Annotated in this window: 23 protein-coding genes; 22 read left to right on the top strand and 1 reads right to left on the bottom strand. The window is 46.1% G+C overall.

Annotated features, from left to right (window positions below; genetic code table 11):
• The first annotated feature begins 16 nt into the window (after positions 1–16).
• The 3 genes from AC1DPK_RS12405 (at position 17) to AC1DPK_RS12415 (ending at position 3,158) form a co-directional block, all read left to right on the top strand.
• Positions 17–1,090: a M24 family metallopeptidase gene (locus AC1DPK_RS12405; protein WP_477510511.1), complete on the top strand. Its 1,074-nt coding sequence runs from the start codon at positions 17–19 to the stop codon at positions 1,088–1,090.
• Between the two features lie 28 nt (positions 1,091–1,118).
• On the top strand, positions 1,119–1,676 hold the full coding sequence (efp, locus tag AC1DPK_RS12410) for an elongation factor P (protein WP_441886146.1): 558 nt from the start codon (positions 1,119–1,121) through the stop codon (positions 1,674–1,676).
• A gap of 228 nt (positions 1,677–1,904) precedes the next feature.
• Complete coding sequence (locus AC1DPK_RS12415) at positions 1,905–3,158, top strand: aspartate kinase (protein WP_477510512.1); 1,254 nt, start codon at positions 1,905–1,907, stop codon at positions 3,156–3,158.
• A gap of 73 nt (positions 3,159–3,231) precedes the next feature.
• Here AC1DPK_RS12415 and AC1DPK_RS12420 read toward each other — a convergent pair whose 3' ends face one another.
• Positions 3,232–3,945 (bottom strand): 2-phosphosulfolactate phosphatase, encoded by a 714-nt coding sequence (locus tag AC1DPK_RS12420; RefSeq protein WP_477510513.1) that lies wholly within the window; start codon positions 3,943–3,945, stop codon positions 3,232–3,234.
• A 136-nt stretch (positions 3,946–4,081) separates the two neighbouring features.
• On the opposite strand from AC1DPK_RS12420, the gene AC1DPK_RS12425 reads away from it, so the two are divergent.
• From AC1DPK_RS12425 to AC1DPK_RS12515, 19 genes are all read left to right on the top strand, one after another.
• The gene (locus AC1DPK_RS12425; RefSeq protein ID WP_076266945.1) at positions 4,082–4,348 is read left to right on the top strand and encodes a YqhV family protein; all 267 of its coding nucleotides are present in this window, start codon (positions 4,082–4,084) and stop codon (positions 4,346–4,348) included.
• Positions 4,349–4,451: 103 nt separating this feature from the next.
• Positions 4,452–5,501, top strand: a complete 1,050-nt coding sequence (gene spoIIIAA, locus AC1DPK_RS12430) for a stage III sporulation protein AA (protein WP_441961164.1) — start codon at positions 4,452–4,454, stop codon at positions 5,499–5,501.
• Complete coding sequence (gene spoIIIAB, locus AC1DPK_RS12435; RefSeq protein WP_076266947.1) at positions 5,498–6,016, top strand: stage III sporulation protein SpoIIIAB; 519 nt, start codon at positions 5,498–5,500, stop codon at positions 6,014–6,016. Before spoIIIAA ends, spoIIIAB begins: the two co-directional genes overlap by 4 nt.
• A 15-nt stretch (positions 6,017–6,031) precedes the next feature.
• Positions 6,032–6,235: a stage III sporulation protein AC gene (spoIIIAC, locus tag AC1DPK_RS12440; protein ID WP_054024280.1), complete on the top strand. Its 204-nt coding sequence runs from the start codon at positions 6,032–6,034 to the stop codon at positions 6,233–6,235.
• Positions 6,236–6,274: 39 nt separating this feature from the next.
• On the top strand, positions 6,275–6,670 hold the full coding sequence (gene spoIIIAD, locus AC1DPK_RS12445) for a stage III sporulation protein AD (RefSeq protein ID WP_054024281.1): 396 nt from the start codon (positions 6,275–6,277) through the stop codon (positions 6,668–6,670).
• 8 nt (positions 6,671–6,678) lie between these two features.
• A complete protein-coding gene (gene spoIIIAE / locus AC1DPK_RS12450; RefSeq protein ID WP_441910507.1) occupies positions 6,679–7,923 on the top strand; it encodes a stage III sporulation protein AE in 1,245 nt (414 codons plus the stop codon).
• Positions 7,924–7,940: 17 nt separating this feature from the next.
• The gene (spoIIIAF, locus tag AC1DPK_RS12455) at positions 7,941–8,696 is read left to right on the top strand and encodes a stage III sporulation protein AF (RefSeq protein ID WP_477510514.1); all 756 of its coding nucleotides are present in this window, start codon (positions 7,941–7,943) and stop codon (positions 8,694–8,696) included.
• Positions 8,697–8,728: 32 nt separating this feature from the next.
• Positions 8,729–9,361 (top strand): stage III sporulation protein AG, encoded by a 633-nt coding sequence (gene spoIIIAG / locus AC1DPK_RS12460; protein ID WP_076266949.1) that lies wholly within the window; start codon positions 8,729–8,731, stop codon positions 9,359–9,361.
• Between the two features lie 32 nt (positions 9,362–9,393).
• Positions 9,394–10,026, top strand: coding sequence for a SpoIIIAH-like family protein (locus AC1DPK_RS12465; protein WP_441886162.1), 633 nt, complete (start codon positions 9,394–9,396; stop codon positions 10,024–10,026).
• Positions 10,027–10,257: 231 nt separating this feature from the next.
• A complete protein-coding gene (accB, locus tag AC1DPK_RS12470) occupies positions 10,258–10,749 on the top strand; it encodes an acetyl-CoA carboxylase biotin carboxyl carrier protein (RefSeq protein WP_441886165.1) in 492 nt (163 codons plus the stop codon).
• Positions 10,750–10,802: 53 nt separating this feature from the next.
• Positions 10,803–12,158: an acetyl-CoA carboxylase biotin carboxylase subunit gene (gene accC / locus AC1DPK_RS12475; RefSeq protein ID WP_477510515.1), complete on the top strand. Its 1,356-nt coding sequence runs from the start codon at positions 10,803–10,805 to the stop codon at positions 12,156–12,158.
• 136 nt (positions 12,159–12,294) lie between these two features.
• Positions 12,295–12,702 carry an Asp23/Gls24 family envelope stress response protein gene (locus AC1DPK_RS12480; protein WP_076266953.1) on the top strand — a complete coding sequence of 136 codons (408 nt, stop codon included), beginning with the start codon at positions 12,295–12,297 and terminating at the stop codon, positions 12,700–12,702.
• A gap of 102 nt (positions 12,703–12,804) precedes the next feature.
• Positions 12,805–13,362 (top strand): alkaline shock response membrane anchor protein AmaP, encoded by a 558-nt coding sequence (gene amaP / locus AC1DPK_RS12485; RefSeq protein WP_076266954.1) that lies wholly within the window; start codon positions 12,805–12,807, stop codon positions 13,360–13,362.
• 14 nt (positions 13,363–13,376) lie between these two features.
• Positions 13,377–13,607 carry a DUF2273 domain-containing protein gene (locus AC1DPK_RS12490; protein ID WP_477510516.1) on the top strand — a complete coding sequence of 77 codons (231 nt, stop codon included), beginning with the start codon at positions 13,377–13,379 and terminating at the stop codon, positions 13,605–13,607.
• 150 nt (positions 13,608–13,757) lie between these two features.
• Positions 13,758–14,201: a transcription antitermination factor NusB gene (gene nusB / locus AC1DPK_RS12495; protein WP_054024290.1), complete on the top strand. Its 444-nt coding sequence runs from the start codon at positions 13,758–13,760 to the stop codon at positions 14,199–14,201.
• Between the two features lie 50 nt (positions 14,202–14,251).
• Complete coding sequence (gene folD, locus AC1DPK_RS12500) at positions 14,252–15,112, top strand: bifunctional methylenetetrahydrofolate dehydrogenase/methenyltetrahydrofolate cyclohydrolase FolD (protein ID WP_477510517.1); 861 nt, start codon at positions 14,252–14,254, stop codon at positions 15,110–15,112.
• Between the two features lie 8 nt (positions 15,113–15,120).
• Positions 15,121–16,497, top strand: coding sequence for an exodeoxyribonuclease VII large subunit (xseA, locus tag AC1DPK_RS12505; protein ID WP_477510518.1), 1,377 nt, complete (start codon positions 15,121–15,123; stop codon positions 16,495–16,497).
• A complete protein-coding gene (gene xseB, locus AC1DPK_RS12510; RefSeq protein ID WP_076266958.1) occupies positions 16,475–16,729 on the top strand; it encodes an exodeoxyribonuclease VII small subunit in 255 nt (84 codons plus the stop codon). The genes xseA and xseB overlap by 23 nt, the downstream gene beginning before the upstream one ends.
• A gap of 2 nt (positions 16,730–16,731) precedes the next feature.
• The gene (locus AC1DPK_RS12515) at positions 16,732–17,646 is read left to right on the top strand and encodes a polyprenyl synthetase family protein (RefSeq protein WP_477510519.1); all 915 of its coding nucleotides are present in this window, start codon (positions 16,732–16,734) and stop codon (positions 17,644–17,646) included.
• The last annotated feature ends 62 nt before the right edge of the window (positions 17,647–17,708 follow it).

Here is a 17,708-nt window from a genome sequence, read left to right on the forward strand (position 1 = left end):
AGAGGGTGAAGCGGTTATGGCAAACGATAGAGTAAAACGACTTCGGCAGCTGATGGAAGAACATCGCTTTGAAGCGATACTAATTGGAAGCGAGTATAACCGTCGCTACATAAGCGGATTCACTGGTTCGTCAGGCATGGTGTTGATTACGCTAAGCGAAAGCTATTTGCTGACGGATTTCCGCTACCGCACACAAGCGCCGCTGCAGGCGGTCAATTTTCAAATTGTTGAGCATGGTTCGAATCCGCTTGCGGATGTGCTTGAGCTGCTAAGACAACATAAGCTGTCGAAGCTGGCTTTTGAACAAGACCATGTCGTATACAGTGAATTTACAGCTTGGTCGAAAACATTAGAAGGTATCACGCTTGAGCCTGCCTCAGGATTAGTGGAACAGCTTCGCTACATTAAGGACGAGGCAGAACTTCAAATTATGCAGGAAGCTGCCGATCTTGCGGACAGCACCTTCAATCACATTTTGAAGCTCATTCGCCCAGGAGTTCGTGAAACGGATATCGCACTTGAAATGGAAGTTTATATGCGCAGCCATGGCGCGACTTCTTCTTCCTTCGATACGATCGTAGCCTCAGGCGAGCGCTCTGCGTTGCCGCATGGAGTAGCTAGTGATCGAATTATTGGGAATAATGAGTTTGTAAAGCTTGATTTCGGCGCTTATTACAACGGTTATTGCTCCGATTTGACACGCACAGTCGTGGTCGGCACTCCGACAGCTAAGCATCTCGAGATTTACAATATCGTGCTTGAAGCGCAGTTGCATGCACTTGAGCATATTAAGCCAGGCATGACCGGTCGTGAAGCGGATGCGCTAACTCGCGACATTATTACGAAATACGGTTATGGCGATCTATTTGGACATGGTACCGGACACGGTCTAGGCATGGAAATTCATGAGGCCCCTAGGTTGTCCAAATTCAGTGAAACGATTTTAACMCCCGGCATGACGGTTACGGTAGAACCCGGCATTTACGTACCAGGCTTCGGCGGCGTACGCATTGAGGATGACATCGTTATTACGGAAACCGGTATTAAAATATTAACCTCATCCCCGAAGGATTTAATCACTCTGGGTTAAGGACTATTCATTCAGGAGGGAATCAGCAATGATTTCAGTAAACGATTTTAAAACAGGCTTGACCGTGCAAGTAGACTCCGATATTTTTACAGTTCTAGACTTTCAGCACGTAAAACCTGGTAAAGGCGCTGCATTCGTACGCTCTAAGCTGAAAAACCTTCGCAACGGCAACGTTGTTGAGAAAACGTTCCGTGCAGGCGAGAGCATTGGCCGCGCGATCATCGAAAACCGTGAAGTGCAATATTTGTATAACTCCGGTTCGGAGTATACCTTCATGGATAACGAGACGTTTGACCAATTTAACTTGGACAAGAAACAGCTTGAGTGGGAGCTTAACTTCCTGAAAGAAAACATGAACGTTAACATTTCGAGCTATCAAGGTGAAATCCTTGGTATTCAAATGCAAAACAGCGTAGATCTGAAAGTTATTGAAACAGAGCCGGGCGTGAAGGGCAACACAGCGCAAGGTGCAACAAAAACAGCTAAGGTTGAAACTGGCCTTAACGTTCAAGTTCCACTGTTCATTAACGAAGGCGACGTTTTGCTGATCGATACTCGTGAAGGCAAATACATCTCGCGCGCTTAGTAAGCAGCCTGACTAGTGTAAACGGCTAAAGCCATCCTTGGAGGCTTAGCTTTCGTTTCGCGGAGAAATATAAGCTGTTTATAAGTGTGCTAACTTATAAATTCTTATATTTAAAACCGTCCGAAGGATTTCGGACGGTTTTTTTGTAAGAGAATATACCCATAGGTAAGCGCAATGTGATATAATATTGACTTGTATGTATATGTCAGGTTTAGGAGTGAATCGGCTTTGTCGTTAATCGTGATGAAGTTTGGCGGCAGCTCCGTTGGAACGCCGGAGCGGATGCAGCGTGTAGCAAAACGTATTATTGAGAGGCAGCAAGAAGGCAACGATATCGTTGTTGTTGTTTCTGCCATGGGAGATACGACAGACGATTTAATCGATCAGTCGAAACAGCTAAATCCAAATCCGCCGGCGCGGGAAATGGATATGCTTTTAACAGTTGGAGAGCAAATTTCGATAGCCTTGTTATCGATGACCGTACATCAGCTTGGTGCAAAGTCCGTTTCCTTCACGGGTTGGCAAGCAGGCATTCGTACAGAAGCGGTGCATGGTAAAGCGAAGATGACTAATATCCATCCAGAGCGTGTGTTCAAAGCGCTTGAAGAGGGTAATGTAGCTATTATTGCAGGTTTTCAGGGGATGACGGAAGAGGGAGAAATTACAACACTCGGCCGCGGCGGTTCTGACACGACTGCAGTTGCAATGGCAGCTGCGATGAAAGCAGACGTTTGCGAGATTTATACCGATGTTGACGGTATTTACTCAACGGATCCTCGCGTAGTCAAAAATGCGCGCAAGCTAAATGAAATCTCTTATGATGAGATGCTGGAGCTAGCTAATTTAGGCGCTGCTGTATTGCATCCGCGTGCGGTGGAATACGCTAAGCATAACAATGTAAAGCTAGTTGTGCGTTCAAGCTTTACTCAAAACGAAGGTACAAGTGTGAAGGAGGAAGCGGTCATGGAGCAAGGCGTGGTCGTTCGCGGCATCGCGTTTGACAAAAATGTAGCTAGAATCAGCATTATGGGAGTTGAGGATGTTCCTGGCGTGCTTGCAAATGTGTTCGGCGCATTAGCAAACAACGGTATCGATGTGGACATTATCGTACAAAGCGGTGTTCAGGACGGCAAAGCCGATTTCTCCTTCACGCTTTCAGGCGATGATAAAGATAAAGCGATCTCCGTTATCGAGGGAATTCGCGGCACTGTTCCTTTCCGTGAAACGACATCGGAATCCGAACTTGTAAAAATCTCGATCGTAGGTGCTGGCATGGTCAGCAATCCAGGCGTAGCAGCGAAAATGTTCGCAACCATATCTTCACTAGGTGTTAGCATTAAGATGGTAAGCACATCTGAAATTAAATGTTCTTGCGTTATTAATGCAGAGCCCCTCAGCGAAGTTGTACGTGCACTTCATACTGCGTATGGTCTTGATACAGCAGAGCAGGCATTTGTAGGCGGCCCTCAGGATCGCCGTTAATCTAATAGAAATAACAAAAGCGTGCTTCCTCGTTAGGGAGCACGCTTTTTCTTGTTTTTATTAACTTGGAATTTCAACCATTCCTCGTTAATTGATCACCGTTCAGTCTAGGTACTTCTTGATAGATATCGATAGCGGAGCATGCCTCTATGTCTTTTTTCATTCCTAGCTTTATCAGTTTTTTTCCGGTCATTCCGTTCATGATCGTTTCTTTCACTTGAGTGGAGCGATTTCGGTACAAAGCGAGYATCGCACAGCCAAAGTCATCCATCTCTATAGCGAAGTGGATTAAGCCTTGAAGTCTATCAAGTACAAGGCCGGCACACAAGCCATCCTCAATAGCAAATTCATCGTGACTCCCCGCGCACAAAATAACGACATCTCTCCGCAGCTCGATCGCTGCGCGTGCGCAAGCCTCCGCATTTAGAAGCGATGCGGTCAACACATGATCCGCCCTCATTGATTTATGGATTGCCCTCGTTCCGTTCGTAGTCGTCAAAATAATTCGTTTGCCAGCGACGGCCTGCTCGGTGTATTCCTCTGGCGAATTGCCAACATCAAAACCCGCGATTTTCCGGCAAAAGCGTTCTCCTCCAAGCAAATCTCCCGGTCGCTGAAGTGCTCGCGCTTCCATTACCGTTTCAGCAGGAATGATGCATGAAGCTCCCGCAGCAATAGCGGTAACAATTGTACTTGTAGCTCGCAAAACATCGATAATAATTGCCGTTTTATGATGAAATCTTGCCGAGCTCGCTTCGTTCACACTGGATATAACCTGCACTTGCATCGTTGTTATTCCGCCTTTCTCAAACTCAATTCTTTATGATATGCGCCTAACAACGTGCCTGTGCCCGGCATGAAAGACAGACAAGCCAGCATATGATTAAGGAATAGTCGTTTCATTGAAGGGAGGTTATCCATTCATGCTAAATAAAATTGTATTAACGATGGCTTCACTGCGGCTGACGTCTGGAACAATTGAGATCTGCGCTGCACTGCTCATGCTTCGTTTAAACCAAATTGACAAGGCACTAGTAGTAAACTCATCACTTGCTTTAGTAGGCCCGCTTATTCTGATAGCTACAACAACGGTGGGGCTCGTCGGGATGTCCGATAAGCTGTCGCCAGGCAAGTTTCTTTGGGTAGGAGCGGGCGTCATTTGCTTGATGATCGGTATTTTGAAAAAATAATAGATTTCAACTCTAGCATTTATGAAATGGGGCAGACATATTTTCGCAATACAAGCATACAAATAGGAACTACGAAGGACAAACATCCGGGAGTGATAATCATATGCTGGCACGCGTATCACATTTATTGCCTTTGGAGCTGAAGACGCTGCTGGAGCGCCTTCCTGAACAAATGCAGGAGCAGCTGGAGGAAATTCGGATTCGAGAGGGACGACCGCTAGAAATAGGGTTCCGCGGACAGTCTCGATTTATGATGATTGACGGGACGCTGCGTCAGGCTGCCGACGGAGCATACAAGCCTTCGGCAGACACATGTCGCAAGCTGCTCGAACGCATTACCAACTATTCCTTGTATGCGATGGAGGAGGAACTGAGAAGGGGCTTTATAACGGTTTCAGGCGGACATCGCATTGGACTAGCGGGCAGGACGATACTCGACAGCGGCGTTGTGAGGGGTATCCGCGATATTGGCGCATTCAATATTCGAGTTGCTAGAGAAGTGATCGGAGCGAGTGCGCTTCTCCTGCCCAAACTAATCGATCGGACGAGAAAAACGCTGCATTCCACTCTCATTCTAGCTCCACCGCAGCAAGGAAAAACAACACTCGTACGAGACATTGCGAGATCAGTCAGCTATGGGTTATGGCCAAGCCTAGAAGCAAGCGGATGGCAGGGCCGAAAGGTAGGAATTGTAGATGAGCGTTCAGAGATTGCAGCCTGTGTTCGCGGTATTCCAACATTTGATGTTGGACCTAGAACCGATGTTATGGACGCTTGTCCGAAGGCAGAAGGCATGATGATGCTGCTTCGCTCAATGTCGCCAGAGGTCATGATTATTGATGAGATTGGACGGCCTGAGGATGCGGAAGCCATCCGAGAAGCAAGCCACGCGGGAATTAGTGTAGTCGCAACCGCGCACGCCTACGATTTGCAGGATGCTAGAGGCAGGCCGGTGCTGCTGAAGCTGCTGGAAGAAGGGGCTTTTACCTACGTGGTGGAGCTGAAGCGCACAGATCAAGGTATCATGCACCGCGTCGTTCCTGCTGAGGCAGTCGCCGAACGAGCTCTTGCACGCGAGCCAAAGCCACCTAATCGGCAGCTTGCGGATACCGCACCTTCATTCTCTGGTCGATTCCGAGCTGGTGACCCGTGATAAAGCTGTTAGGTGCGGTTTTGGTCCTGTTTGCAGGCACGATGATAGGCTTCCAGCAAGCAGCGAAATTCGCCGAACGTCCAAGGCAGCTAAGACAGCTGGCACATGCACTGCAAAGGCTGGAGACAGAAATCGGTTATGGTCATACTCCATTGCCAGAAGCACTGGAGAGGACTGCTTCTGCTACTCCGGAGCCGTTAGCAACCATTTTTCGCAAGGCAGCAAACGGGGTTTGGGAAACCGAAAGCTTTACCTTCAGCGATAGCTGGGAGCAAGCGATAAAGTCACAATGGGATGCAACATCGATGCGAAAAAACGAACAAGCCGTACTTATACGTTTAGGAACGACGCTTGGTATAAGCGATAAGGAAGATCAAATGAAGCATATACATCTTGCGTTATTGCAGCTGAAGGCTGAGGAGGACGCTGCGAGAGACGATCAGGGGCGTTACGAGAAAATGTGGAAAAGTCTCGGAATTTTGATCGCCGTTCTGGTCGTCATTTTGATGGTGTAGTGGGGTGCCGCATTGATGAATATGGATGTGAGCGCCATTTTCCAAATTGCTGGAATCGGAATTGTTATCGCAATGATACATTCGGTGCTGAAGCAAATGGGAAAAGAAGATATGGCGCACTGGGTAACGCTAATCGGATTTGTTGTCGTTTTGTTTATGGTTGTTCGAATGCTTAATGAATTATTCCAAGAAATTAAATCGATTTTTTTGTTCCAGTAGACATCATCATTTAGAAGTGATTGCAAGCAGGTGAGCCAGATGGAAATGATTCAAATCGTTGGTCTTGGTCTGATGGCTTCGGTACTCATTATTGTCGTTCGAGAGCAAAAGCCGATGTTCTCCTTTTTGCTCGCCGCGTTTACGGGATTGTTTATATTCCTGTATTTGATCGGCAAAATCGAAATTGTCATTTCCGTGCTTGAGGATCTGGCTAATCGATCAGGTATCCCTTCCATTTACTTGAAGACGATCTTGAAAATAATCGGAATCGCATATATTGCTGAGTTTGGAGCACAGATCGTCAGAGATGCAGGGCAAGAAGGAATTGCCTCAAAAATCGAATTTGCCGGCAAAGTGTTTATTCTGGTTATGGCTGTCCCTATTATCAGCGTCATTGTCGAGACAGTAATCGGGCTGCTGCCGGATGGGGGTTGAAGCGAATGATGAAGCTGACTCCTGCACGTGAACGGGCCAAGCTGTTGCTGTTCATCTTTGTATCCATGATCATTTTATCAATCGCTCCGACAGTTACCTATGCCATTAGCGGTGAGAGCGCAGCGCCGGTTTTGGATAATCAAGCTAACGCGGATGAGCTTGCAAAAGAGCTGACAACCCAGCAGATTGGCGGATTGGAAACGGGTGCTGTTGAGTCTTACTGGAACAATCTCCGAAGCGAGTATGGCGGTTTTTTCCCAGAGCAGCATATTCCAAGTTTTATGGAGATGATTCTTCCAGGAGGTGATGGCCTAAAGCTAACGGATATGCTGAGCGGCTTGCTGAAGTATTTATGGCATGAGGTGCTCTATAATGGCAAGCTCCTTGTGACAATAGTGATGCTGACGGTGTTCAGTATGGTGCTCGAAACGCTGCAAAATGCTTTTGAACGAAACGCGGTCAGCAAGGTAGCCTACTCGATTACGTACATGGTGCTAATCATTATCGCGGTAAACAGTTTCCATGTCGCAATGGGTTATGCAAAAGGAGCTATTGAAAGCATGATTCAATTTATGCTTGCGATGGTCCCGCTGCTGCTAACGCTGCTTGCTTCAATGGGCAACGTAGTCACCGTATCGGTTTTACATCCATTGATTATTTTCATGATTCATGCCGTAGGAACACTCATTTACACGCTAGTGTTTCCATTATTGTTCTTTTCGGCCGTGCTTCATATAGCAAGTGCTTTATCAGAAAAATTCAAGGTTACCCAACTAGCTAATCTGCTGCGAAACATTGGAGTAGGCGTTATGGGAGTGCTGCTGACGGTTTTTCTAGGAGTCATCTCCGTACAAGGGGCGACAGGAGCGGTTACAGATGGCGTTACACTGCGAACGGCTAAGTTCGTAACAGGAAATTTCGTCCCTGTTGTAGGGAGAATGTTTTCCGATGCGGCGGATACAGTCATCTCTGCTTCCATGCTTGCGAAAAATGCAATTGGCTTAGCAGGTGTCATTATTCTGCTCTTCATCAGCGCATTTCCTGCAATCAAAATTTTGACGCTAGCGCTCATTTATAACATTGCTGCTGCTGTCATGCAGCCGCTGGGAGAATCACCGATCGTCACCTGCCTAGAGACGATCGGCAAGACGATGATTTACGTATTTGCGGCTTTGGCTGCTGTCAGTCTTATGTTTTTTCTTGCGGTTACGATCATTTTGACTGCAGGCAATGCGGCGATGATGGTCAGGTAAGGAAGGGGACGAGAGCTGTGATTGCTTGGTTAAGTGACTGGCTGAGAGATATTATTGCAGTCATTCTTCTGGCAGTGTTCGTCGAACTTCTGCTCCCGAACAAAGCAATGCAGCGCTACGCTCGGCTAGTAGTCGGCTTGTTCATCCTTCTGACGATACTCTCACCCATATTGAAACTTATACAAAGCGACATTGGAGCCAAGCTGGATGAAGGAATGGACAATTGGAGCAAATCTGCCATGAAGGTTGAATCGCAAATGAGCGGATTAAACCAAATTAAGCGAGATGCTCAGGCGATGAGCGATAAGCGCAGCCTGGAAGCTGCAAAATTAACGGAACGAACATTGGAAGCATCCATTCGAAATGAGCTGGTCGAGCGGACAAAAGCTCCTATAGCAGAGGTTGATGCCATATTGAAATGGACTACTGTTTCCGGTAAAGCAACTCCCTATATTAGTGAAGTAACCGTGACACTCAAGGCAGCAGATAACAAAAAAAGCTCGTTTAAGGAAGAGGCTTCCGTGGAAGCAGTACAGCCCGTTGTTGTAGATGTTGAAATAGCGCCTATTGAAGGTGGAAGCACAGTTCCAAGCGGTATAGATGATCAAGCTGCTCTGGAAGCATCTACGGAAACGGAAAAGACGGAAGGGAATTGGTCAAGAGCTGATCCAGCGACTTCAGCTGCAATAAGCAGCTTGATTTCGAAGGGGTGGGGGCTTGCTGAAGATCAAATCATCGTAAGACAACCTGCGGATCAACAAAAGGCGAAGTGAGAGGTTCAAGGATGGAGAGGGGGTAAGGCGCGGTGGCCAAATGGCTTGATGGCATAGAATCAGCGGTTGGCGGCGGTCCTGGCGGTCCAAAGCGAGTGCGGACACTGCGAATTTTATTAATCATAGGGGGGATTGGTGCAGCACTGATGATTCTAAATTCATTTTTACCCTATAAAGGAGTTGAGCCCTCTGTGCAAGAACCTAATCCGCCGCCTCAGTCGGAGGCAGCTTGGGGCAATTCGGTTACCTCAGGAAGTTCAGTGTTCGCCACTCTCGAAAATTCCTTAGAAGTAAGGCTGAAGGAAATATTAGAGAAAATTGTAGGCGTTGGAACAGTTGATGTACTTGTAACTCTCGATTCTACAGAAGAAAGCATCCTAGAACGAAATACACAAGAATCGCAGCAAATTACGGATGAGAATGATCCGAACGGCGGCAAGCGGCACATTACATCAATCACAAAAGACGGACAGGTCGTACTGTACGAAGTGTCCGGGGACCAAAAGCCAATTATTACTAAAACGATTAACCCGCGCATACGCGGTATTCTCATAGTTGCCAAAGGTGCTGAAAACGTAACAGTCAGACGTCTCATTACCAATGCGGTGGAGAAGGGCATCAACGTACCGGTTAATCGAATTTCTGTTGTACCAAGCAAACAATAAAACCAAATTGAAATGATGGGGAGGGTGTTCYCATGAACACGAAAAGACAAACGGTATGGCTTGTATCAATGCTCAGTTTAATGGTGGTATTATCAGCGTATTATTTATTCACGCAAGATGTGGATACGCCTGATGTGTTGACGGATGGCTCGCAAACAGAGCAAGCGGCGCAAAATGCGACAGAAGCTGCAACAAGCGGCAATGGCATCGTTGTAAACGAGGTAGAGAAGCCAGTTGATGGAGCGGTTTTGAGCGAAGCTGATAAAGAAACTTTGAAACAGATTGATGCGCAAGGATTAGCAGCAGGCGGCGTATTTAGTGAACTGCTTGCTAAACGGGAAATGAAATACAATGAGGTAGATAATCGGGTGATGGCAGCAGTTAATGATACGCTTAAAAAGCCGGAGGAAGCATCAGCTGCAATAGCTGAGCTTGACATGCTGGAGGAGAAGCACACGAAACTCACAGGCATTGAAGCAGAGCTGCTGAAACAATACGAAAATGTAGTTATCGACGAGCAAAGCGATAAATACAATGTAGTGGTTTCAAGCGATAAGCTTGAGAAAAAGCAAGCTGCAGACATTATTAAACTGGTCATGAGCACGCTTGATGTCGATGCTGATCAAGTATCCGTACAATATGTAGCGGTTAAGCAGCCTCAATAGCTCTACCATCAAGAAAAGGCCTTGTCCCTTCGGCATATTAGCTGGAGGGGGCAAGACCTTTTTTTTGGCTGTCATGCTCGAATATACAAAAAATGATTCGTGTTCAGGCTTGTTTATGATATAATGTTAAACGTTATGTGAAAGAATTGGTTATAATGGCATGGACACCATTTAGGTGTACAAGCTATGGAAGCAATCTTGCTATCGCAAATTTAAGGAGTGAAAATATTCATGTTCAAATTGAGCGAGATCAAAGAGTTGATCAAATTGGTTGATCAAACCTCCGTTCATGAGCTGGAAATTGAAAACGAAGGGACTCGCCTGCTCATCCGCAAGCCTGGCAAAACAGAAGTGGTGAATGTGCAAGCGGCCCCAATTACGCATACATACGCGCCTGCACCATTACAAGCTCAGCCAGCCGCTCCAGCAGCGCAGACTCAAGCCGTACAAGAAACGGCACCAGCTCGTCCTTCAACGGATCATTTGCATCAAATCGTATCTCCAATGGTAGGAACGTTCTATAGTTCTCCGACTCCGGAAGCGGGAGCTTTCGTAAAAGTAGGCGATCGCGTAAATGATAAGAGCGTCGTATGTATATTGGAAGCTATGAAGCTGATGAATGAACTTGAAGCAGAAGTTAAAGGCGAAATCGTGGAAATTTTGGTTTCTAATGGTCAGCTCGTTGAGTACGGCCAGCCACTATTCCTTGTAAAGCCTGAATAATGTAGTGAGTTGACGTCCGAACAGGGAAACTGTCGTTTGAAAGGGGTTCCTACGTGAAATTTCACAAAATATTAATTGCAAACCGCGGTGAGATTGCTGTACGTATCATTCGCGCTTGCCGCGAATTAGGTATTAGCACTGTTGCCGTGTATTCCGAAGCGGATCGTGATTCGCTTCATGTACGGTTAGCCGATGAAGCCTATTGTATCGGGCCCACGGCATCTAAAGACAGCTATTTAAACTTAACGAATATTATGAGCGTAGCTACAATAACCGAGTGTGATGCTATCCATCCAGGTTACGGTTTTCTAGCTGAAAACGCTGACTTTGCTGAAATATGCGAATCATGCAATATCACCTTCATCGGGCCATCGCCGGAAGCCATTAATAAGATGGGCGACAAAGCGGTTGCTAAGCTGACGATGAGAACGGCTGATGTGCCAATCATTCCGGGTTCTGACGGTCTTGTTGAGAATATGGATGAAGCTATCCGTGTCGCTCGCGAAATCGGCTATCCCGTTATTATTAAAGCAACAGCGGGTGGCGGAGGCAAAGGCATCCGAATTGCGGATGACGAGACAACGCTAGTAGCGCAAATTACGACTGCACAACAGGAAGCTCAAAAGGCTTTCGGAAATGCGGGCGTTTATCTGGAAAAATATTTGACGGGCATGAAGCACGTTGAAATTCAAATTATGGCTGACAAGCATGGCAATGCTGTTCATTTGTTCGAACGTGATTGCTCTGTGCAGCGCAGACGCCAGAAGCTCGTCGAAGAGGCGCCTTGTTCTGTTCTTACTCCTGAACTGCGGGATAAGATGGGACAAGCAGCAGTTCGCGCTGCTTTAGCTGTAAATTACTCAGGCGCAGGAACATTAGAGTTTCTACTTGGCCCTGATGAGAAGTTCTACTTTATGGAAATGAATACGCGTATCCAAGTTGAGCATCCCGTAACGGAGATGATCACTAACGTGGATTTAATTAAAGAAATGATTTCTGTAGCAGAGGGCAATCCACTTTCATTCTCACAAAGTGATTTGAAAATTACTGGCTGGTCCATCGAGTGCCGGATTAACGCAGAGGATTCCGAAAGGAACTTTATGCCTTCTCCTGGCCTGATTCCCTTTTACTTGCCGCCAGGCGGCGCGGGTGTACGTGTGGATAGCGCAGTTTACCCTGGCTATACGATTTCACCGCATTACGATTCGATGATTGCTAAGCTTATCGTTTGGGGCTCAACCCGCGAAGAAGCCATTGCAAGAATGAAACGGGCATTGTCTGAATTCGCTATTGATGGCATTCGGACAACAATTCCTTTCCATTTGAAGCTGCTGAATCACCCGAAATTCATAAGCGGAAACTTCGACATTAAGTTTCTTGAGGAGCACGATATTAACGCTTCTGAATGAAGATACGACAAAGATGTGAACAAGTAGTATCGTTTGTCATATTTCTTACCGAATGTTATAGTATATTAACAAGATGCGGTTTATTGCTTGGCCTTGACGCCGAGTACGCGCAACTTTAAGGAGGTGTACAGCCATCATGAGTACGATAGCTGCGGAGTATGAGAAAACGGACATTGGCACGATTCAAATTGCACCTGAAGTCATCGAAGTTATCGCTGGATTAGCTACGATTGAAGTGGATGGAGTCGCTGGAATGAGCGGCGGATTTGCAGGAGGCATCGTAGAGCTTCTTGGACGCAAAAATTTATCCAAAGGTGTTAAAGTTGAAGTGGGTCAGCGCGAAGCTGCGGTAGATGTATCCATTATCGTTGAGTACGGCAACCGTATTCCGGAGATCGCTTCGGAAATTCAACGTAATGTGAAACGTTCTATCGAGATGATGACGGGACTCCACGTTGTTGAAGTGAACGTACATATTCACGATGTACATTTCAAGACGCCTGATAAACCGGAAGAAGAAGAAGTGCTGCACCGAGTTAAATAAATAAAGATGTTTTAATTAAATCCCGTACAACCCCCTCGTGAATGGGCATGCCGCTCGGCGCAAGGGGGTTTTCATTCGGCTTGGCAGGAGGAGGCGCTACGCATGATTAAGGTCGTGGACAAGCTGCTTTTGTTTTTGTATAGCATCGTGATTGGATGTTTATCCGTTTTTCTGCTATCCATAGGATTTGGCTGGATATCGCGAGATTTATTAAACGATTTAATAGGCGATTTATATCGTATCGACTCCATACAGATTACGCTCGCAGTTGTCGGAGTCATCCTATTCATTCTTAGCCTAAGGTTTTTTGTCGTATCTCTTTATCGAGGATCAGCTACAGCTCCGTCAATTGATCAAAGAACTGATTTCGGAGATATTCGCATCTCTCTTGAAACCATTGAAAATTTGACATTGAAAGCAGCATCGCGCCAGCGCGGCGTTAAGGACTTGCGTGCGCGCATTCGGGCAACGGATGCTGGACTTGATATCGTAATACGCGCTGTAGTAGATGGAGAAAGTTCCATACCGGTGCTTACGGAAGAGATTCAACGTACGGTGAAAGAGCATGTAGAGGATATTGCCGGTATACCCGTAACGAACGTTGCGGTATATGTTGCGAACATCATTCAAACGGGGACATTTAAGAGTCGCGTGGAATAGAGGTGAGTTTGCTCATGTGGAGGGAATTCTGGAACATCTATCAGAATCGTATGATTGGCGCAGCGATAGGGCTGTTTTTCGGATTGCTATATTTGTTTGTCGGTTTTTGGGACATGCTTTTTGTAGGGCTGCTCGTCTCAATCGGTTATTGGATCGGCTTACAAAAGGAAACAAGCGACGGACCTGTTTTTCCATGGCAGCGGCTTTGGTATTCGTTGTTGGAAAGATTTCGACCGTTTAAATGATCCTGTGGTCTCCTCCGTACTCCGGATTTCGGAAAGCCGCTTATTCGGGGCAGGGAGGAGATCATAGGTTTTTTTTGAAATATTGGCTTGAACAATTGAGTTTACAAGAATAAAACCATTTTATCGGCATGAAACTGCCGCGGAGGTCACATGAAACGTAGATTAGCACGAGAAATAGCGATTTCAAGCTTATACCAGATGGAAATGAATGAAGTTACGGCTTCAGATGCAGTGGACATGCTTGTGGAAGAAATGAGTTTAGATAATGAAATGGGTGCTGATCCTGCTGAGATAGGCAGCACAGATGCGTTCGCACGTGAGATTGTAGCTGGCGTAATGGAACATAAGCAAGCCATTGACGGTATGCTACAGCAATTTTTGACAGGCTGGCATATTGATCGTTTATCCCGTGTAGATCGCCAGGTTCTAAGGCTTGCTACGTACGAGATGGTATTTCGCGATGATGTTCCGCCGAAAGCAACGATCAATGAAGCGATTGAGCTTGCCAAGCATTTTGGCACAGAGGAATCCGGCAAGTTTGTAAACGGCGTACTTGGAAAATTGCTTTTGGAAATCGAAGAATTAAAATCATAATGGATATGAAATTAATCAAACATTCATCGATGTAAAAGGAGACTGGAGCTATGTGTGCACAAATCATTGAAGGAAAGAAAATATCCGACCTTATCCGTGAGGAGATGATTAAGGAAACTGCAGCCTTGAAAGAAAAGGGAATTATCCCAGGTTTGGCAGTCGTACTCGTAGGCGAAGATCCTGCCTCAAAAGTTTACGTTGGCTCTAAGGAAAAAGCTTGCCAGCAGCTTGGTTTTTATTCAGAGGTACATCGTTTAGACGCAGACACAAGTGAAGAGGATTTACTTGCTGTTATTGAACGTTTGAACAATCAGTCTACGATCAACGGGATTCTAGTTCAACTGCCTCTTCCGAAGCATATTAACGAGAAGGCTGTTATTGATGCGATTGCCGTTGAAAAAGATGTTGACGGCTTCCATCCGGAAAGTGTTGGCAATTTGGTTATTGGCGACGACAGCCTGCTGCCTTGTACGCCTGCTGGAGTAATTGAGCTTATTAAGCGCAGCGGTGTTGATATTTCGGGGAAACATGCCGTTGTTATCGGAAGAAGCAATATTGTGGGCAAGCCAGTTGCCATGCTGCTGCTTCGTGAGAATGCTACAGTTACGATCTGTCATTCTCGTACTGCAAACATGGAGGAAATCGCTAAACAAGCAGATATTCTTGTTGTTGCCATCGGGAAGGCAAAAGCTATTGACAGTAAATTTGTTAAGCCAGGGGCAATTGTTATTGATGTCGGCATTAACCGTTTGGAGAGCGGCAAGCTCGCGGGTGATGTTGATTTTGACGATTGTTTGGATACAGCCGGCTTCATTACACCAGTACCAGGCGGAGTTGGTCCGATGACGATTACGCTCTTAATGAAAAATACGATTACAGCAGCAAAAAGGGCTAACGGAATTAAGGAGTGATGGCGGGCATGGCTGATCAGCCTCGAATTTATTCCATAAAAGAGCTTAATCGGTATATTCGCATGAAAATGGAGTCGGATACACTGCTTGGCGATATTTGGCTGCGCGGTGAAATTTCCAATTTTACACATCATTCAAGCGGACATATGTATTTTACGCTGAAAGATAGCGATAGCCGAATCAAATCCATTATGTTCTCATCCCATAACCAGCGGCTTCCGTTTATACCTAAGGAAGGTACAAAGGTAATTGCTAGAGGGAATATAACGGTTTATGAACGCGACGGCAATTATCAATTTTATGTTAATTCGATGCAGCCTGACGGTATTGGGAGCTTGTATCTAGCGTTTGAACAGCTTAAGAGCAAGCTGAGCAATGAAGGGCTCTTCGCAGAGTCACGCAAACGGGCGATTCCTCTTTTTCCAAAGGCTATTGGAGTTATCACATCGCCAACGGGTGCAGCTGTACGTGATATTATCATTACTTTGCAGCGCCGTTACCCATTAATACCGATCTATGTTTATCCTGTGCTCGTTCAAGGGACTGGGGCAGCACCTGCTATTGTAAAAGCGATAGAAGCAATGAACCGTTTTGGCGAAGCCGACGTATTAATTGTAGGGCGCGGCGGCGGATCATTAGAAGAGCTCTGGGCTTTCAATGAAGAATCCGTTGCTCGAAGCATATCGAACTCGCAGATTCCGATAATTAGTGCGGTAGGCCATGAAACAGATTTCACGATTGCTGATTTTGTCGCTGATTTGCGTGCCGCCACACCTACAGCTGCGGCAGAGCTCGCTGTTCCGAGCATTTCCGAATTGAAGCAGCAGCTGAATCGCCAGCAGCAGCGTCTAGTACAAGGAATTCGCTACCGTGTGAGTGATGAGAAGGAGAAGCTGCAGCGCATAAGGCGTTCACCTTTTTTCTTGCATCCGCGCAGGTACTTGCTTGAGCAGGCTGAACGGCTCGATCGATTGTCAGAGCAGCTCGTTCAGCGAACAAAACGTATTACAGAACGAAGTCATATAAGATTGGCAAGGCAGCAAGCTACACTTTCTGCCCATCATCCTGGCGAGCGGGTAGCTTTCGCAGCCAAAAGGTGGCAGACAGCGACGAAGCAGCTAGAGAGTGCTATGAATAATTCTGTTAAAGACAGGAAAAACAAGCTTTATACCTCTATGAAGCAGCTTGATGCCTTAAGTCCTTTAAAAGTTATGTCTAGAGGTTACAGCCTTGTGTATGATGAGCAAGAGCAACGATTAATCAAATCGATTCGCGATGTGAAAGTAGGCGACATCGTAAAGGTGAAAGTAGCAGACGGTCAGCTAGATTGTCATGTAGGTTCATTGAGAGGAGAGCAAATGGATGGCAGCAACGAATCAAAGTGAGCTCACTTTTGAGCAAGCAATGGAACGACTAGATTCTATTGTATCTAAGCTTGAGAATGGCGATGTTCCTCTTGAGACAGCGATTGAGTTATTCCAGGAAGGAATGAAGCTTTCGCAGCTTTGCGGGGGGAAACTTGAGCAAGTTGAGCAAAAAATCGAACTATTGATTGAAACAGAGCAAGGCTTCCAGAAAAAAACGTTTGCAGATGCAATCGAGAATAAAGGGGAATAAGCTTGAGCGAGAGGGCAGCAATAAAAGCATATTTATCGCAAACCACGGAGCTTATTGAAGCTTCGCTAAAACAATCGTTACCAAGCTCATGGGATGTTCCCCTACGTCTGAGGGAAGCAATGCTATATTCCCTTGAAGCAGGTGGGAAACGCTTAAGACCAGCACTCGTTATTGCAGCCGCAGAAGCTGTTTTCAATAAGCCAGAAACATTGAGTGCTGCTATGCCTGTTGCTTGTGCCGTAGAGTTTATACACACCTATTCGTTAGTGCATGATGATTTGCCAGCTATGGATGATGATGATTTCCGCAGAGGCAAGCCAACCAACCACAAGGTTTTTGGTGAAGCAATGGCGATATTAGCCGGGGATGCGCTTCTGACGCACGCCTTTCATTTAATTCCACAAGCAGCTCGTCAAGGCGGTGTCGCAGCAGATGTTGCGCTTGCCATTGTCGAAGATTTGGCTAAATTAGCAGGAGCTCCCGGGATGGTAGGCGGTCAAGTTGCCGATATGCTAGGTGAGCAAGGCATTACGTCAATTCATGAACTAGAGTATATTCATCTTCATAAAACAAGTGATCTTATTGCCTTCTCGGTTATGGCTGGCGGCCGTATTGGCGGAGCAACAGAAAAGCAGCTTGAACTGCTCGCGATTTATGGACGCAACATCGGTCTTGCTTTTCAAATTCAGGATGATATTTTGGATTTGATTGGGGACGAGAAAAAGCTGGGTAAGAAGACGAACAGTGATGTTCAGCAAAATAAAGTAACCTATCCGTTCCTTATCGGAATAGAAGAAAGCAAAGCTCAAGTTGAACGGCTTACCCAGGAAGCGAAGTCTGCAGTGCTGGAAGCGGAGTTCATAGCTCCAGATCGACTGCTTGAAATTGCAGATTATCTTGTTGGGCGCGATCATTGAGTATGTGATGCTTTTTCCATTTTGGTTGGGAAAAAAAGCTCGGTATGCTATAATAGGAAAAA

The organism is Paenibacillus sp. 01T424 (assembly GCF_056398745.1).

Bases quoted from the DNA above. Each gene is read 5' to 3' on its own strand.
- efp (WP_441886146.1), top strand. From the start codon at position 1,119: ATGATTTCAGTAAACGATTTTAAAACAGGCTTGACCGTGCAAGTAGAC.
- AC1DPK_RS12425 (WP_076266945.1), top strand. From the start codon at position 4,082: ATGCTAAATAAAATTGTATTAACGATGGCTTCACTGCGGCTGACGTCT.
- spoIIIAA (WP_441961164.1), top strand. From the start codon at position 4,452: ATGCTGGCACGCGTATCACATTTATTGCCTTTGGAGCTGAAGACGCTG.
- spoIIIAC (WP_054024280.1), top strand. From the start codon at position 6,032: ATGAATATGGATGTGAGCGCCATTTTCCAAATTGCTGGAATCGGAATT.
- spoIIIAD (WP_054024281.1), top strand. From the start codon at position 6,275: ATGGAAATGATTCAAATCGTTGGTCTTGGTCTGATGGCTTCGGTACTC.
- spoIIIAE (WP_441910507.1), top strand. From the start codon at position 6,679: ATGAAGCTGACTCCTGCACGTGAACGGGCCAAGCTGTTGCTGTTCATC.
- AC1DPK_RS12465 (WP_441886162.1), top strand. From the start codon at position 9,394: ATGAACACGAAAAGACAAACGGTATGGCTTGTATCAATGCTCAGTTTA.
- accB (WP_441886165.1), top strand. From the start codon at position 10,258: ATGTTCAAATTGAGCGAGATCAAAGAGTTGATCAAATTGGTTGATCAA.
- AC1DPK_RS12480 (WP_076266953.1), top strand. From the start codon at position 12,295: ATGAGTACGATAGCTGCGGAGTATGAGAAAACGGACATTGGCACGATT.
- amaP (WP_076266954.1), top strand. From the start codon at position 12,805: ATGATTAAGGTCGTGGACAAGCTGCTTTTGTTTTTGTATAGCATCGTG.
- AC1DPK_RS12490 (WP_477510516.1), top strand. From the start codon at position 13,377: ATGTGGAGGGAATTCTGGAACATCTATCAGAATCGTATGATTGGCGCA.
- nusB (WP_054024290.1), top strand. From the start codon at position 13,758: ATGAAACGTAGATTAGCACGAGAAATAGCGATTTCAAGCTTATACCAG.
- folD (WP_477510517.1), top strand. From the start codon at position 14,252: ATGTGTGCACAAATCATTGAAGGAAAGAAAATATCCGACCTTATCCGT.
- xseA (WP_477510518.1), top strand. From the start codon at position 15,121: ATGGCTGATCAGCCTCGAATTTATTCCATAAAAGAGCTTAATCGGTAT.
- xseB (WP_076266958.1), top strand. From the start codon at position 16,475: ATGGCAGCAACGAATCAAAGTGAGCTCACTTTTGAGCAAGCAATGGAA.